This is a genomic window from Pedobacter vanadiisoli (genome assembly GCF_042684385.1).
GTDB classification, from domain to species: Bacteria; Bacteroidota; Bacteroidia; order Sphingobacteriales; family Sphingobacteriaceae; genus Pedobacter; species Pedobacter vanadiisoli.
The window spans coordinates 64,372-76,842 of sequence record NZ_JBHULL010000010.1 but is presented as its reverse complement, the minus strand read 5'-3'; the positions used below and the strand labels follow the sequence as shown (position 1 = coordinate 76,842).

Annotated in this window: 13 protein-coding genes; all 13 read left to right on the top strand. The window is 38.5% G+C overall.

Going from position 1 to position 12,471, the window contains the following annotated elements; genetic code table 11:
- Positions 1–139: 139 nt before the first annotated feature.
- The gene (hemC, locus tag ACFSR6_RS13525) at positions 140–1,720 is read left to right on the top strand and encodes a hydroxymethylbilane synthase (RefSeq protein WP_379079765.1); all 1,581 of its coding nucleotides are present in this window, start codon (positions 140–142) and stop codon (positions 1,718–1,720) included.
- 190 nt (positions 1,721–1,910) lie between these two features.
- Positions 1,911–2,879, top strand: coding sequence for a porphobilinogen synthase (hemB, locus tag ACFSR6_RS13520; RefSeq protein WP_379079763.1), 969 nt, complete (start codon positions 1,911–1,913; stop codon positions 2,877–2,879).
- Positions 2,880–3,026: 147 nt separating this feature from the next.
- A complete protein-coding gene (gene hemL / locus ACFSR6_RS13515) occupies positions 3,027–4,397 on the top strand; it encodes a glutamate-1-semialdehyde 2,1-aminomutase (protein WP_379079761.1) in 1,371 nt (456 codons plus the stop codon).
- Positions 4,398–4,498: 101 nt separating this feature from the next.
- Positions 4,499–5,365, top strand: a complete 867-nt coding sequence (locus tag ACFSR6_RS13510; protein ID WP_183768277.1) for a sensor histidine kinase — start codon at positions 4,499–4,501, stop codon at positions 5,363–5,365.
- 8 nt (positions 5,366–5,373) lie between these two features.
- A complete protein-coding gene (locus ACFSR6_RS13505) occupies positions 5,374–6,078 on the top strand; it encodes a response regulator transcription factor (RefSeq protein ID WP_379079759.1) in 705 nt (234 codons plus the stop codon).
- Positions 6,078–6,593 carry a hypothetical protein gene (locus tag ACFSR6_RS13500; protein ID WP_379079757.1) on the top strand — a complete coding sequence of 172 codons (516 nt, stop codon included), beginning with the start codon at positions 6,078–6,080 and terminating at the stop codon, positions 6,591–6,593. Before ACFSR6_RS13505 ends, ACFSR6_RS13500 begins: the two co-directional genes overlap by 1 nt.
- A 202-nt stretch (positions 6,594–6,795) precedes the next feature.
- On the top strand, positions 6,796–7,821 hold the full coding sequence (gene hemE / locus ACFSR6_RS13495) for a uroporphyrinogen decarboxylase (protein WP_379079755.1): 1,026 nt from the start codon (positions 6,796–6,798) through the stop codon (positions 7,819–7,821).
- Between the two features lie 45 nt (positions 7,822–7,866).
- Positions 7,867–8,100: a hypothetical protein gene (locus tag ACFSR6_RS13490; protein ID WP_379079753.1), complete on the top strand. Its 234-nt coding sequence runs from the start codon at positions 7,867–7,869 to the stop codon at positions 8,098–8,100.
- Positions 8,100–8,846 (top strand): hypothetical protein, encoded by a 747-nt coding sequence (locus tag ACFSR6_RS13485; protein ID WP_379079751.1) that lies wholly within the window; start codon positions 8,100–8,102, stop codon positions 8,844–8,846. Before ACFSR6_RS13490 ends, ACFSR6_RS13485 begins: the two co-directional genes overlap by 1 nt.
- Positions 8,843–9,403, top strand: coding sequence for a CopD family protein (locus tag ACFSR6_RS13480; protein ID WP_379079749.1), 561 nt, complete (start codon positions 8,843–8,845; stop codon positions 9,401–9,403). The genes ACFSR6_RS13485 and ACFSR6_RS13480 overlap by 4 nt, the downstream gene beginning before the upstream one ends.
- A 189-nt stretch (positions 9,404–9,592) precedes the next feature.
- Positions 9,593–10,750 carry a hypothetical protein gene (locus ACFSR6_RS13475; protein WP_379079747.1) on the top strand — a complete coding sequence of 386 codons (1,158 nt, stop codon included), beginning with the start codon at positions 9,593–9,595 and terminating at the stop codon, positions 10,748–10,750.
- 356 nt (positions 10,751–11,106) lie between these two features.
- The gene (locus ACFSR6_RS13470; protein WP_379079746.1) at positions 11,107–11,676 is read left to right on the top strand and encodes an RNA polymerase sigma factor; all 570 of its coding nucleotides are present in this window, start codon (positions 11,107–11,109) and stop codon (positions 11,674–11,676) included.
- Positions 11,657–12,418 (top strand): hypothetical protein, encoded by a 762-nt coding sequence (locus ACFSR6_RS13465; RefSeq protein ID WP_379079744.1) that lies wholly within the window; start codon positions 11,657–11,659, stop codon positions 12,416–12,418. Before ACFSR6_RS13470 ends, ACFSR6_RS13465 begins: the two co-directional genes overlap by 20 nt.
- Positions 12,419–12,471: the final 53 nt, after the last annotated feature.

Sequence of the window (12,471 nt, the reverse complement as noted above, 5' to 3'; positions counted from 1 at the left end):
AAAAGTTGCGATATCTATTTACATAATGTCACAGAAATCCCTTTAAATACCTTCTCTGTAACCTCACTGTCTCATTTTTAAACAATTCATGGTATAAACCACGAATTAACTTAAATTTGTAACTCATTTAACCTTTATAGTGAAGAAATTAACCATCGGAACACGCGGTAGCGACCTGGCATTATGGCAAGCAAATCATATAAAAGATGAATTGGCCGCCATTGGAATTGAAGCAGAAATAAAAATCATCAAAACTCAGGGCGATAAAATCCTGAATTTAAGATTGGATAAACTGGAAGGTAAAGGCTTTTTTACCAAAGAACTGGAAGAAGAGCTTTTGGGCGGAACGATTGACCTGGCTGTACATTGCCTTAAAGATTTGCCGACTACACATCCTGAAGGATTGATAATTGCTGCTTTGCCACCAAGGGAAGAAGCAAGCGAATACCTGTTGATTTTAAAAGATTGCGTAGATGTTTCTCAGAAATTGTCGCTGAAAAAAGGAGCAATGGTGGGCACTTCATCTAACCGCCGTAAAGCCCAGTTACTTGGGCTACGCCCCGATTTAGAGGTTGAAGATTTGCGCGGAAATGTACCCACCCGTATCCAAAAACTCCGTGATGAAGATTACGATGCCATCCTGATTGCAAAAGCAGGAGTTAAACGCTTAAACCTTGATGTAAACGATCTACATGTAGAAGAATTAGAAACCACTGAGTTTATCCCTGCTCCGGCACAGGGCGCTTTGGCGATCCAGATCCGGGAAAACGATACTGAGCTTTTTGATGCACTACAAAAGCTGCACGATCCGGATACTGCCGAAACTGTAACTGTAGAACGTAAGGTTTTAAACCTTTTTGAAGGCGGTTGTCATATGCCGCTAGGCTGTTACTGTAAAAAAGAGAATGGAAAATTCGAAATTTGGACTTCGAAGGCAGAAACTGCTGATGATTTCCCGGAACGTTTGTTTTTACGCGCAGAAAGTACAGAAGGTTTGGCAGAGAAAATTGTTGACAAGTTTAGTAAAGATAGAAAGAAGCCTGCTAAAGTTTTTATTTCGCGCGAAATTGGCGAACATAGTTATTTTCGAAGAGCATTAGAGAATAACAATATTGAAATAGAAGGCCGTTCGTTAATCCGTACATTTCCGATAGTAACGGTTTTAGATCAGTTTATCTTGAGGCATGTAGACTGGGTTTTCTTCAGTAGCCGTAACAGTGTCGAATATTTTTTCAACTTAAAACCGGTACTGCCTAAGAAAACTAAATTTGGTGTAGTGGGAAGAGGTTCCGAAGATGCCTTGCGTAAATTCGGGCATATAGCCGATTTTGTTGGCGAAAGCGGTGATATTACAGAAGTTGCCGAAGATTTTGCACAATTGGTCGGCGGTCAGCAAGTACTGTTCCCAAGAGCACAGGATTCTTTGCAGTCTATCCAAAAATCATTACCGGCTGATGCTAAAATAATCGATCTGCCAATTTACGAAACGGTAATCGAAGAAGACATCGATCAAAGTTATGCCGATGTGCTCATTTTTACCAGCCCATCAAATGTTGATGCGTATTTCGCCGACAATTTGTTGGAACCAGGTCAACAGGTAATTGCCATAGGTAATTCTACCGGGAAGAAATTTGATGAAATGGGCGTGAAATACGCTTTGCCATACTCGCCGGATGAAATTGGATTGGCCGAAGCGGTATTTGGTATAGAGATGAGGTAGGGTTTGAGTTAAAAGGTTTAAGGCGTAAGGTATAAATACTTGAATATTAATGCCTGGTACTGTAATCTTGATGCTAAATCTAAAATCCAGTGTAATCACATCCCGAAGGAAAGAATAAAAGATATTCAGGACTTGGTACTCGATATTAAAATCGTGATACTTTAAGCCTCGATACTAAATAAAATAATATATGTTAAATCGTCCGCGTAGATTACGGAAAAATCCGTTAGTGAGAGAGATGGTAGCCGAAACCCGGTTATCGAAAGATATGTTTGTATACCCTTATTTTATAGTGCCAGGCAGTAACGTTACACATGCCGTTGATGCCATGCCTGGGGTTAACCATTATTCGGTTGATACACTGGTAAAAGATGTGGAGGCGGGAATGAAAAAAGGGCTCAACAAGATTATGCTTTTTGGTGTTGGCGATGAAAAATCGGAAGATGCAAAATCTGCTTACCACGATCATTCCTTAGTGCCAACAGCGGTGCGCGAGTTGAAAAAGCAATTCGGCGATGATTTATATGTAATTACCGACGTTTGTGTTTGTTCTTACACCACGCATGGTCATTGTGGCATTTTAGAAAATGATTACGTACAGAATGATAAAACGGTTGAGGTAATTGCCAAGATGGCTTTAACACATGCCGAAGCAGGTGCCGATATGTTTGCTCCGTCAGATATGATGGATGGCCGTATCGAAGCCATACGCAACCTGTTGGATGAAAACGGTTTTATAAACGCAGCCATTATGAGCCACGCTACAAAATTTGCTTCAGCTTATTACGGCCCTTTTAGAGAAGCTGCAGATTGTGCACCAAGCAAAGGCGATAGAAAAGCCTACCAGATGGATTTCAGAAACCCACTAGAGGCTTTACGTGAAGCTGCTTTAGATGAACAGGAAGGTGCTGATGTATTAATGGTGAAACCTGGTTTAGCTTATTTAGATATTATCCACCGGTTAAAACAGGATACCAATTTGCCAATTGCCGTTTATAATGTATCAGGCGAATATTCGATGGTAAAAGCTGCAGCCGAACGCGGATGGATAGACGAGCAAAAAGTCGTAATGGAAACCATGCATGCCTTTGCCCGTGCCGGTGCAAGCATCATCAATACCTACCATATTAAAGATATTTTAAATAACAATTGGCTTTAGAGGTGGAAGGTTGAGGGTTTAAGGCTTAGGGTTTTTCCGGCTAATCCAATATTTTCATTTTGTAAGCAACAAATAGGTATTTAGTGTTTTATAAGTTTTGGCTTTTGCCTTAAACCTTAAGCCTTTTACCTCATACCTTAACAAAAGATGTTAGATTCACTAAAAAAAATGTTTTCAGGCAATGAAGCCGATATTCCGGTGAATACAGGTAATAAACCTGATATTTCGAGGGCAAAATCGGCCGAGCTTTATGAAAAATCAAAAACTTATTTTCCTGGTGGGGTAAACTCACCGGTGAGGGCCTTTAAATCAGTTTACGGCACCCCGCTTTTTATTGAAAAAGGCGATGGTTGTTTCATTTGGGATGCGGATGGTAACCAGTTTATCGACTTCTGTGGTAGCTGGGGCCCATTGATTTTAGGTCATAACAACCCAAAAATCAGGGAAAAAGTAGCAGAAGTGATGCAGAACGGCATGAGCTTTGGCGCACCTACAGCTTTAGAAAATGAACTGGCCGAGCTGATTATTAAAAACAACCGTTTTGTTGAGAAAATCCGTTTCACCAGTTCTGGTACCGAAGCGGTAATGTCGGCAATACGTTTGGCGAGAGGTTTTACCGGTCGTGATAAGATTTTAAAGTTCGAAGGTTGTTACCATGGGCACAGTGATTCACTTTTGGTTAAAGCAGGTTCGGGTTTGGTTACTTTTGGCGAAACTTCTTCTGCCGGTGTACCTAAATCTTTTGCCGAAGAAACCATTGTGGTGCCATTGAATGACAAGGCTGCCATTGAACTGGCTTTTGAGCAGTTTAAAGATCAGATTGCTGCGGTCATTATCGAGGGGATCCCGGCTAACAATGGTTTAATTATGCAGGATGAAGCCTATATTCATTTTCTACGTAAAATTTGTACCGACAATGGATCACTTTTAATTTTCGATGAGGTAATTACCGGGTTCAGGGTTGGTTTTGAAGGTGCAGCTGCCCACTATGGCATCACACCAGATATTGTTACTTATGGAAAAATCATCGGTGGTGGTTTACCAGTGGGTATGTACGGTGCACGAGCCGAAATTATGGCGCATATTTCTCCTGATGGCGGGGTGTACCAGGCCGGAACCTTATCCGGAAATCCGGTTGCCATGGCTGCGGGGATTGCAACCTTAACCGAATTGAATAAGCCTGGTTTTTATAAAGATCTGAATAATAAAGCACAGGAATTTGTAGCCAGTATTCAGCGTTTTGCTACAGCGCGCAACTATAAATTTAAGGTATTTACCATTGGTTCTATCTTTTGGTTTGCTTTTACTGATAAGGATAAAATCCAGTCTGCAGATGATATTGATGCCAGCAGCATGGAAAAATTCAAGATTATGCACCGCGAGTTATTGAACAGGGGAATTTATTTAGGCCCTTCGGGATATGAAGTGGGTTTTGTATCTTCAGCACATACAAAGATCGAACTGGAGAAAGCAAAACGCGCTATTTTTGAAGCATTGGATTTGGTATTTAAGAAATAGAGGATATTTAAACACTGAAAGTTAACACTATATTGGTTTGCAGAGAAACAAACCATGGAGAAAAATAACCGGTGTAATCAACCCGAAGGAAAAATCGACGAATGAAAAAATCAATCATCATATTTTACGCATTATTGCTTTATGCGCTCGTTCAGCTCATCTCTTGGGGTACCCTGGTGGTGCGCTTGCAACCCAGCCGCATGACGATGATTATGGGCGAGGGATCGGTATTTTTATTTTTGCTGTGCTTTGGTGGTTATTTTTTACACCAGTCGTTAAAACGCGAAGATAAACTGCGTGAACAGCAACAGAATTTTTTAATGTCGATAACGCACGAGTTAAAATCTCCTTTAGCCGCCATAAAACTTTCTATACAGACCATTGTTAAAAGGGATCTGGATAAAGCGCGCCAGGTATCATTACTTAATAATTCATTAAAAGATATTGAGCGGTTGGACGATCTCGTCGAGAATATGTTGCTGGCCACTAAAATCGAAAACCGTTCATATACTTTTCCGAAAGAAGAGTTTAATTTTTCAGAGCTGGTTTATAAAATTACCGACAGGCTTCAGGTTCACTCTTGTGGCAACGAACAATTGATAAATGCCCATATTCAGCCAAATTTGCAGATCATGGGTGACAAATTTGCCTTATCGTCAGTAGTTACCAATTTAATCGAGAATGCGGTTAAATATTCGAGTCCATGCGATGAGATAAATGTGCATTTAAACAAAGTAGACGGCCATATTCAGTTAAGTGTGATTGATAAAGGACCAGGTATTTCAGATGCCGAAAAAATGTTGATATTTGATAAGTTTTACCGCGTTGGTAACGAGAATGTCAGAAAAGCGAAAGGAACAGGTTTAGGCTTGTTTATTGTGAAAGAGGTTTTACAATACCATGATGCAGATATTACAGTAAAAGACAATCTGCCCCAGGGAAGTATTTTTGAAGTAACATTTAGTTAATCTCAATTATGTCACAAAAATTAAGAATTCTATTGGTAGAAGACGAGGATCACTTGTTAGATGCTATCAAATTAAACCTCGAACTTGAGGGTTATAAAGTTCACGCCGTTAAAGATGGCAAAACCGCTCTTAAAATTTTTAAAGAAGAACGCTTTAATCTGATCGTTTTAGATGTAATGCTGCCTGAAATGGATGGTTTCCAGGTTTGCGAAACAATCCGCTTAGAGAATGCAGAAGTTCCGATTATGTTTTTAACGGCTAAAAACACTTCAGAAGACCGTGTTTTAGGTTTGAAAAAAGGAGCTGACGACTATTTGGTTAAACCATTCAATTTAGAAGAATTAATTCTTCGTGTGGGTATTCTGGTTAAACGTAGTTTAAAACCAGACGATTTAAAAGAATTGAATTCTTACAAAATAGGTGATAAAACAATCTATTTTAACTCTTTCGAATTAAAACATGATGATGGCACCATCACACCGTTAACCAAAAAGGAAACGATGTTATTGAAACTGCTGATTGAGCGAAAAAACGATGCCGTTTCAAGAGAGCAGATTTTAGAAACGGTTTGGAATTATGATGTTTACCCTTCGACCAGGACAATTGACAACTTTATTTTAACGTTCCGTAAGTATTTCGAACCAGATCAGAAAAATCCAGTTTATTTCCATTCTATCCGTGGTGTAGGCTACAAATTTACCGATAGTCATTAATGTACAATAATAAGGGCAGATATGCTTTAATGGCAGTTTTCCTGCTTGCAGCACTGGTCTGTGTTTTTTATAATCAATACCAACTGGCGGCTGTTTCAGGGTTGCTGTTTGCCTTTGTTGTGTGGAGTCATTTTAAGCATAGTTCGGTGCTAATGGCTTCGAAGCATTTCAAAAATAAAGAGTTTGGCAAAGCCAGGGCATTACTGGCCGAGGTGGCAAAACCGGAACGTTTGGCAAAAAACCGGAGAGGTTATTACGAATTTATGCAGGGAAACATGGCATTGAAGGATCAAGACTATGATAAAGCTGAATATCATTTTCAGCTGGCCAGCCGCTTTCCGGTAGGGGGAAAGAATGAAAAATCGTATGTGCTGATCCATTTAGCTAATCTTGCCTTGCGGAAAAAAGACAGGGAAAGAGCAGAAGCTTATACCAAATTGGCAAAAGAACTTGCCGAAACACAACGGTCAAAAGATATTATCGGTAAAATTGAAAAAGAAATAAGTAAGTTATAATACTACTATTGTCATTTTGAACAACGAAGCACCAGTTTAGGAATAAAAAGGTACTTCGTTTTTTTTTTATTTATACCTTTGCGCAATTAAAATTTAGTCGGTTCGTCATGCTGAACCCGTTTCAGCATCTTCCTTGCTTAGGCCCTGATTCTGATATTAAAATCGGAAATGGGTGATGATAACTCGACACCAAATACAGATCATGAAGAATAACCTATTTTTAGACGCAGCATTTTCAAAACAAACCGAACGCCCACCCGTGTGGATGATGCGTCAGGCAGGCCGTTTTATGCCACAATATTGGGAGATAAAAAATAAATACTCCTTTTTAGAAATGTGTAAAACTCCTGAAATTGCCGCTGATGTAACGATGTTGCCTGTAGATTTATTGGGTATTGATGCTGCGATTTTATTCTGTGATATTCTGGTAACCGGCGAAGCTATGGGTGGCGATTTAAGTTTTACCCAGGGTGTTGGTCCGAAGTTTGCCAATCCGGTACGTACAGCAAAAGACATCGAAAATTTAAATGTTGATTGTTTGGATGAGTTAGCGTATGTAGCCGACGCGATTAAGGTTATTCAGCAACGTTTAAATAATAGTATCCCTTTAATTGGTTTTGCAGGTGCACCATTTACCGTAATGAGTTATTTAATTGAAGGAGGTTCTTCTAAAGATTTTAAATTAACCAAGCTCTTTATACATAACCAGCCGGAGCTGGCGCATAAGCTTTTGGCTAAAATTGCAAAAGTAACGGCCGATTATCTGAACCTTCAGATTGCTGCCGGTGTAAATGCCCTTCAAATTTTCGATAGTTGGGCCCTGGCCTTATCGTGGAGTGATTATGAGGAGTTTTCGCACCGTTACATTAAAGAAATTATTGCCAACCTAAACAGAAAAGATATCCCGGTGATTTCCTTCTGTAAAGGAAGTTCTGTTTTTGCCCCAATGATGGCCGAAGCTAAACCAGACGTAATTTCGGTTGACTGGAATGCTGATTTATTGAACATTAAAAATGCGTTGCCAAAGGGCATTGCCGTGCAAGGGAATTTAGATCCACATATTTTATATGCTGATCAAGCAGTGATTAAAGCACAGATCCATAAGTTATTTGAACGCATGCGCGGTACCGAAGGTTTTATCTTCAACTTAGGCCACGGTATTATGCCGGATATTCCTTTTGATAATGTGAAGTATGCCATTGAGGTAGTGAAGGAGTTTAGGTATTAATCAAATCATTTGATTTTCGTATATTAGCTTTATAACTCAAATATTATGACTGTTAAATCATTAGAAGACGAGGATAAATTGCCAATTAAGCAATTAATTAAGGCTGTTAATAAGAAAATGGAAGATGTGCTAAGGGTTGTTGATGCTTTAAATTTGGGTAGAACCGAAGTGAAAGCCGACGGGATATACAGGACGTTTAATAACGGAGAAAAAGTTAAAATAGCTGATGGTAATTTTAAAAGACGAAAGGTTTCTGCAAAAAGAATTAAGCTTTTTTAATGCCTCGAAAGCCTAAATTGAGAATTTTTGCGGGGCCGAATGGTTCGGGTAAAACGACTTTGTTTGATTCTATTAAATCAAGCTATTTCTCAACAAGAATCTTTGTCAATGCAGATTTGCTGGAAGAAGGTTTTAACAGAAAAAACTTTCTAAACTTATCTGATTTCGAAATTGATATTACCAACGCAGATTTTGAATCATTTTGCTTTCAAAGTGGCCTTTTTGTAAAAGCTGGTTTTAATACTACCACTTGGAACCTGGTCGTAAAAGAAAATGTAATTGTTAGAAACACATCAGAACCGGTAACCTACAATTCTTATCATTTTGCCATTATCGCTGATTTTATACGGTATGCTTTAATCAAAAATAGAAAATCTTTTAGTTTTGAAACAGTATTTTCTCATCGTTCAAAATTAGATCTTATAGATTTCGCTCATCAAAATAATTATAAGGTTTATCTCTATTTTATAGGTACAGAAACGCCTAAAATGAACGTTGAGCGTGTAAAAGACAGGGTTTTGAAAGGCGGACATTTAGTTGAAACAGAGAAAATTGAGAATCGTTATTTTTTGACAATGGATTTATTAATTGATATACTTAAGAAGACGGATCAAACTTATCTTTGGGATAACTCTGAAACAAAACATAAATATATTGGCGAAATTAATGAAGGAATATTAGACCTGCAACTTACCAGTATCCCGAATTGGATTGATACATATATTTTGGATAAAATCAAAAAATGATAGAAACCCTATTGCCATATTATTCCTATTTTAAAGCGATACACATTGTATTTGTAATTAGCTGGATGGCGGGTTTATTTTATATTCTTAGTCTTTTTATTTACCATACCGAGGCTAACGATAAACCGGAGCCGGAAAAAAGTATCCTCCAGAAACAGTTTGTTAAAATGGAGGCTACTTTATGGAAAATTATTGCTACCCCGGCCATGATCATTTCGGTTTTGGCAGGTGCATCCATGTTAACTTTAAATTCGGGTTTGCTTCAAGCCGATTGGATGTGGGTAAAGCTAGGTTTTGTTACTGGTTTGCTTATCTATCATTTTATCTGCCAAAACATCGTTAAACAGCTTAAAAACAATCAATATAAACTAAGTAGCTTTCAGTTGAGGCTATGGCGCGAGCTGGCTACTATTTTTATGATCGCCATTGTATTTGTGGTGATCTTAAAAAACGCCATCAATTGGATTTACGGACTAATTGGCATTATGGGCGTTGCCATGGCCATTATGATCGCCGTTAAACTCTATAAAAATTACCGTAAAAAGCGTGGTGAATAAATCTTTTCACAAATAACACCAAGGCACCAAGAATATTATAGGTAATTAAAAGAGTGTAAAAAGCTGTGTGTCTTTGTGCCTTTATGGTCAACTGCACCGGCAACTTTGTTTCCTTTGCGTAAACTTCATTTAATCTTCAGTTAAATAAACCAAAAACTATTCTAAATTTGGGCGATAAAATCCAAGCTCATGTTTACAAACACGGACCTGAAAAAGTCCTTACTACTGATCACTTTTCTTTTCAGTTCTTATTTTGCCTCAGCACAGTTTAATCAATCGGCTTTCGAAAACAGGATCCGGCCAGATAGCAGTTTAACCAACGAAGTTCACTTCAACTTTTACAATTTAAACTATGTCCGTAATTATGAGTACACCAACGATTTTCATGATGGTTATACCTTGTACGGAACACAGTTACAACCTCAGCTGGTATATTATGCACATCCAAATCTGGCCATTACGGCAGGTGCTTTCATCAGAAAAGATTTTGGGCGGAACGGAATTTCCGATGCAAAACCCTTATTCAATGTAAAATACCATAAACGGAATCTCACGTTAATTTTTGGTAGTTTAGAAGGAAACATCCAACATAAGTATATCGAGCCTTTATATGATTTTGAAAGAATTTTAACCACTCCGATCGAATACGGCACGCAATTATTGGTTGAACGTAAGAAATTTACGCTGGATGCCTGGATTGCCTGGCAAAAAATGATCTATAAGGGTGATCCTGCCAAAGAAGAGATCATCGGAGGTTTATCAACAGAAAGTTTTTTAATTAAAAATGACGACTGGAAGTTGAGCATCCCTGCCCAGTTTTTGGCTTTCCACCAGGGCGGCCAGATTGATGTTTTGAAAGAAATTCCGATTACTACCATGTTTAATGGCGCAACAGGTATAAAGTTGCATAAAGACATTAATACCAACATTAAGCAGGTATATACCGATAACTATATTGCGGTTTATAAAGATTTTTCGCCGGATAAAAGAAGGGCTTACCAGGGTGGTTTTGGTTTATGGTTAAATGCCGGGGTAGAAAGTAAATGGGGAAGTTTGGTCGCTTCTTACTGGAAAGGCAATAACTTTATTTCCATTAAGGGTATGCCGCTGTATGAATCTGTTTCTGATAATTTGTATAGTCCGGGCCTGAAGCAGAGCTCGAGAAATATTGTTTCGCTGCGTTATGCCTACCAGAAAGAACTGATCCCGCATTTATATCTTGATGTGCGTTTCGAACCGCATATCGATTTAGATCACACCGATAAACAACTTCAGTTTAACCACTCATTTTTCCTGACCTATAAGCAGGATTTCAAGTTGTTTAAAGTGAAAAAGGATGAGAAGTAAAAGACAATAAAGTGGTTAACTTAAAATTTCAAACCCTGTAGGTTTCAAGAACCTGTGGGGTTTGTTGTTTTTAAACCACCGGCCTGTGTTTCTAAACCCGATAGCAGCGAAAACACGAAGGTGAGGAATCCCGAAGATTCGGGAAGGCTTTGAAGCGAATAGCGGGACTGCTGATCCCGATGAAATACTGCATGTTCATTTTCAAATAAAAATCTATATCTTTCTAAAAAAATTATTTGTATTTTATCTATTTGATAATCAATATGTTATTTTGTTATTTTAACATTATTTAACTTTTTTTCTCACCCCATGCAACCATTGTTTGTAATCTGCCATCTTCTATATACAAACACAAAATGAAATTGACGCGAAGCTATACGATAGACGATTTGATGGAAGGCTGCAAAGCTGGCGACCGGAAGATGCAGGAACTGCTTTACAGGCAAACTGCAGCAAAGATGTTGGCCGTTTGTATGCGCTACGCCAAAGATAGGATGGAGGCAGAAGATGTACTGCAGATGGGCTACATCAAAATTTTCCAAAAAATAAAAGAGTATAGAGGCGATGGCTCTTTTGAAGGCTGGATCAGGAGGGTAATGGTAAATACTGCAATTGAAAGTTACCGTAAAAATTTACGCAGCTTAAATGTAGTTGAAATAGATGAAGCTTATGAACAACCATCAACCGGCTTTGATTTTGGCACTTTAGGGATGCAAGACCTGATGAAGGTAATACAAAAACTGGCAGATGGTTACCGCATGGTTTTTAACATGTACGTAATAGAGGGTTATTCGCACAAAGAAATTGGAGAAGCACTTGGCATTTCGGAAGGGGCGAGTAAATCGCAGTTATCAAGAGCAAGGGCAATATTAAAAGAGGAAATTATAAAAATGGAGGGATTTGGTTATGCAACCTATACAGGATAAAGATTTTGATCAGTTATTTAAAAATGCTTTTGCTGATGCTGAAGTAACACCATCAAGAGATTTATGGAGCAATATAGAAAGTGAAATAACACCGAAGAAAAAAAGGACTGTTCCAATTTATTGGTTATCGGCAGCTGCGGTACTGCTTGTTGCTACCATCGGGATCCTGGTTTACCAGCAGCAGGACGTGGCCGTAAGCAACGGAAAGAAACTGGCAGCTAATACCATTGAAGCAGCTAAGCCTGTAGTAGCGGCACCAATTGTTAAAGATACTTTACCGACTGTTGTTGAACCACTTAGAGATATTAAACCGGTTTTGCAAGCTCAGCCTAAAGCTGTAAATGTTATGGCCAAAACCAAGGTAAAAAAGGAAATAAAACCTGTTATAGAAAAACAGCCAATCGTTACCGCTCCCGAAATGCAGAAGCAGGAAACAATGATTGCTCAGGTTGAAAGCCCTAAGAATGATATCAAAGAAAAAATTGATGCGGTGATACTTTCGCAACCTCAAACGGATATTGTAACCGCAAGCAATGCCACAACTGTTAAAGCTGACGAACCCGTTAACGATAACGAACAAAGCAATAAAGGCATCCGTAATATGGGCGATGTAATTAACATCATTGTTAACAAAGTAGATAAAAGAAAAGATAAATTCATCCAGTTCCGTACCGACGATGATGATTCTTCTCTATCGTCGATCAATATTGGTCCTTTTAAATTTGGGAAACGGAAGAAATAACGGTTATAAGCTGGCATTTTTCAGTTAACAATTTTTACAACATTAAACATAAC

Excerpts from the sequence above, each read along its gene's own strand:
- hemB (WP_379079763.1), top strand. The coding sequence starts at position 1,911 with ATGTTAAATCGTCCGCGTAGATTACGGAAAAATCCGTTAGTGAGAGAG.
- hemL (WP_379079761.1), top strand. The coding sequence starts at position 3,027 with ATGTTAGATTCACTAAAAAAAATGTTTTCAGGCAATGAAGCCGATATT.
- ACFSR6_RS13510 (WP_183768277.1), top strand. The coding sequence starts at position 4,499 with ATGAAAAAATCAATCATCATATTTTACGCATTATTGCTTTATGCGCTC.
- ACFSR6_RS13505 (WP_379079759.1), top strand. The coding sequence starts at position 5,374 with ATGTCACAAAAATTAAGAATTCTATTGGTAGAAGACGAGGATCACTTG.
- ACFSR6_RS13500 (WP_379079757.1), top strand. The coding sequence starts at position 6,078 with ATGTACAATAATAAGGGCAGATATGCTTTAATGGCAGTTTTCCTGCTT.
- hemE (WP_379079755.1), top strand. The coding sequence starts at position 6,796 with ATGAAGAATAACCTATTTTTAGACGCAGCATTTTCAAAACAAACCGAA.
- ACFSR6_RS13490 (WP_379079753.1), top strand. The coding sequence starts at position 7,867 with ATGACTGTTAAATCATTAGAAGACGAGGATAAATTGCCAATTAAGCAA.
- ACFSR6_RS13485 (WP_379079751.1), top strand. The coding sequence starts at position 8,100 with ATGCCTCGAAAGCCTAAATTGAGAATTTTTGCGGGGCCGAATGGTTCG.
- ACFSR6_RS13480 (WP_379079749.1), top strand. The coding sequence starts at position 8,843 with ATGATAGAAACCCTATTGCCATATTATTCCTATTTTAAAGCGATACAC.
- ACFSR6_RS13475 (WP_379079747.1), top strand. The coding sequence starts at position 9,593 with ATGTTTACAAACACGGACCTGAAAAAGTCCTTACTACTGATCACTTTT.
- ACFSR6_RS13470 (WP_379079746.1), top strand. The coding sequence starts at position 11,107 with ATGAAATTGACGCGAAGCTATACGATAGACGATTTGATGGAAGGCTGC.
- ACFSR6_RS13465 (WP_379079744.1), top strand. The coding sequence starts at position 11,657 with ATGCAACCTATACAGGATAAAGATTTTGATCAGTTATTTAAAAATGCT.